Source organism: Henriciella sp. (assembly GCF_049649345.1).
Taxonomy (GTDB): Bacteria; Pseudomonadota; Alphaproteobacteria; order Caulobacterales; family Hyphomonadaceae; genus Henriciella.
This window is the reverse complement of record NZ_JBARZC010000485.1, coordinates 1-2,504: the sequence shown is the minus strand read 5'-3', so window position 1 is coordinate 2,504 and position 2,504 is coordinate 1. Positions and strand designations below refer to the sequence as shown.

Genomic DNA, 2,504 nt, shown 5'->3' with positions numbered 1-2,504 from the left:
TCAGGCATGTCGAAGAAGAATCAGATCAAAGGCCGTCAGGACGGACTCGTCGCCGAGAACCGCCGCTCCCGGTTCGACTATCACGTCGAAGACACGCTCGAAGCGGGGCTCGTGCTCGCTGGCAGCGAGGTCAAATCGCTTCGCAATGGCCGGGCGAATATTGCTGAATCCTACGCCGCCGTGGAGAATGGCGAGCTCTGGCTCGTGAATTCCGACTTCCCGCCCTATGAAGGCGCCAACCAGTTCAACCACGATCCCAAGCGGCGCCGAAAATTGCTCGTCTCCAAGCGGGAGGTGTCGCGTCTGGCGCAGTCTGTTGAGCGGGCGGGCCGAACGATTGTGCCCTTGAAGCTCTATTTCAACGAGCGCGGGATTGCCAAGCTCCTTATCGGCATCGCGACCGGCAAGCGCGCGCCAGACAAGCGGGAGACCGCGAAGAAACGCGACTGGCAGCGCCACAAGGCGCGGATTCTGAAAGAGAACTAGGCGGAGATGATGCCGGCGAACTGCGCCGGATCGACATTCCCGCCCGAAAGTACAATCCCGACATTCTTGCCTCGGGCCTCGGCAGGAAGATCATGCAGCGCGCAAGCGAGCGCGGCCGCGCCGCCCGGCTCGACGACAAGCTTCAGGTGCCGGAAGGCCTGGCGCATCGCGTCCCTGATCTGATCATCGTCAACCGCGCAGCCGCCGGTCAAACGCCCTTTGCCGAGCGCCCAGGTGAGCTCACCCGGCGACGGCGTCAGGATGGCGTCACAGATCGAGCGCGTGCCGGGCGCATTCGATACCGGCGCGCCTGAAGCAAGAGACCGGCGCCAGTCATCATGCTGCTCAGGCTCGGCAGTCCAGATTTTTGTGTCCGCATCAAAAGCGCTGTAGCCAAGCGCCAGACCGGTAATCAGTCCGCCGCCGCCCGCACAGCAAATAATATGGTCGAGTTGCTGACCCGCTGCCCGCATCTGCTCGCCTAGCTCAACGCCAACAGAGCCTTGGCCTGCAATAATGAAAGGATCATCGAAACTTGGAACCAGGACCGCCCCGCGAGCTGCCGCCTCCTGCGCGGCAATCTCCTCACGGCTTTCGGAATTGCGGTCATAGAGCCGGATCTCGGCGCCATCTGCTTCGACGCCCTCGACTTTGACCCGTGGCGCATCGGACGGCATGACAATGAGCGCGGGCATGTTCAGGACGCGCGCCGCGCGCGCAACACCCTGCGCATGATTGCCAGAGGAGAAGGCAACAACGCCAGCCGCGCGCTGATCCTGTGGTATTTGCAACAGGCGGTTGGTGGCGCCCCGGATCTTGAAACTTCCCGTCAGCTGCAGATTTTCGCACTTCAGGAACAAGTTGGCGCCGGCGCGCTCGTTCAGCGCTTCGTTCTGCAGGACCGGGGTCCGCCCTACATGGTCATGAATGCGCCGGGCGGCGGCTTTCACATCGCCAGATGTCGGCAGTCGGGAGAGCCCCTCGGACATCAGAAAGAACGTATAGCGGGCCCTGCCGCCACGCGCTGGGTGCGGAACCACTCAACGAATTTGCCGATACCCTCTTCGAGCGTGACTTGAGGATTGTACCCGTAATCGGCCTGCATTCTGGAGATGTCAGCGCAGGTCTCTGTCACATCGCCCGGCTGCATCGGCTCGAGCGCGATGCGGGCTTTCTTGCCGGTCACTTTCTCAATGGTTGCAATGAAGTCCATCAATGTGACGGGTTCGTTGTGGCCGATATTGTAGAGCTTGTGGGACAGCTGACCGTCAGAAAATATCGCCCGGCGCGTGGCTATGGCTTTCAGGCCGCGCATCGCATCATCAATGAAAGTGAAGTCCCGCTTCATCTTGCCACCATTGAAAACGCGGATGGTTTCGCCGCGCAGGATGCGGTCAGTGAAGGACCAGTAGGCCATGTCCGGCCGGCCCCAGGGACCATAAACAGTGAAAAAGCGGACACCGATCTGCGGGATGTCGTAGAGCTTGGCATAGGCTTGGCTCATCAGCTCATCGGCCCGCTTGGTTGCGGCATAAAGCGAGACGGGCCGGTCGACATTCGCATCTTCGCTGAACGGCGCGACTGCGTCGTCACCATAGACCGAGCTTGAAGAGGCGTAGATGAGAAGCGGGGCCTTGGCTGCCCGGCGGCAGAATTCCAGCACCGACAAATGGCCGGTCATGTTCGATTCGGCGTAGGCGAAAGGATTTTCCAGCGAGTAGCGAACGCCGGCCTGGGCCGCGAGATGGATCACCCGGTGGATCGTGTCACGCTCAGGAAGCGCAAGCAGAGCCTCATGATCGGCAATGTCCAGCTTGTAGAATTTGAACGCACTCGACCGCTGCAACTCATGCAGCCGCTCCTGCTTCAGAGTGACATCGTAATAGGTATTGAGATTGTCGAGCCCGATGACCTCATGTCCCTCGTCCAGCAAGGCTTTTGCTATGCGCGAACCGATAAAGCCGGCAGCCCCGGTGACAAGAAACTTCATGCTCTCTCCTCAAGGCAAAGCCTATAGC

At 60.6% G+C, this 2,504-nt stretch carries 3 protein-coding genes; 1 reads left to right on the top strand and 2 read right to left on the bottom strand.

The features are described from left to right. Nucleotides 1-6 precede the first annotated feature (6 nt). Nucleotides 7-486 (top strand): SsrA-binding protein SmpB, encoded by a 480-nt coding sequence (gene smpB, locus WA989_RS13445; protein ID WP_424341002.1) that lies wholly within the window; start codon nt 7-9, stop codon nt 484-486. Here the strand turns inward: smpB and WA989_RS13440 are convergent. Further along, a complete protein-coding gene (locus WA989_RS13440) occupies nt 483-1,475 on the bottom strand; it encodes a threonine ammonia-lyase (RefSeq protein WP_424341001.1) in 993 nt (330 codons plus the stop codon). The two genes, smpB and WA989_RS13440, sit on opposite strands and share 4 nt — an antisense overlap. Next, nucleotides 1,475-2,476, bottom strand: coding sequence for an NAD-dependent epimerase/dehydratase family protein (locus tag WA989_RS13435; protein ID WP_424341000.1), 1,002 nt, complete (start codon nt 2,474-2,476; stop codon nt 1,475-1,477). The genes WA989_RS13440 and WA989_RS13435 overlap by 1 nt, the downstream gene beginning before the upstream one ends. Nucleotides 2,477-2,504: the final 28 nt, after the last annotated feature.

Bases quoted from the DNA above. Each gene is read 5' to 3' on its own strand.
- smpB (WP_424341002.1), top strand. From the start codon at position 7: ATGTCGAAGAAGAATCAGATCAAAGGCCGTCAGGACGGACTCGTCGCC.
- WA989_RS13440 (WP_424341001.1), bottom strand. From the start codon at position 1,475: ATGTCCGAGGGGCTCTCCCGACTGCCGACATCTGGCGATGTGAAAGCC.
- WA989_RS13435 (WP_424341000.1), bottom strand. From the start codon at position 2,476: ATGAAGTTTCTTGTCACCGGGGCTGCCGGCTTTATCGGTTCGCGCATA.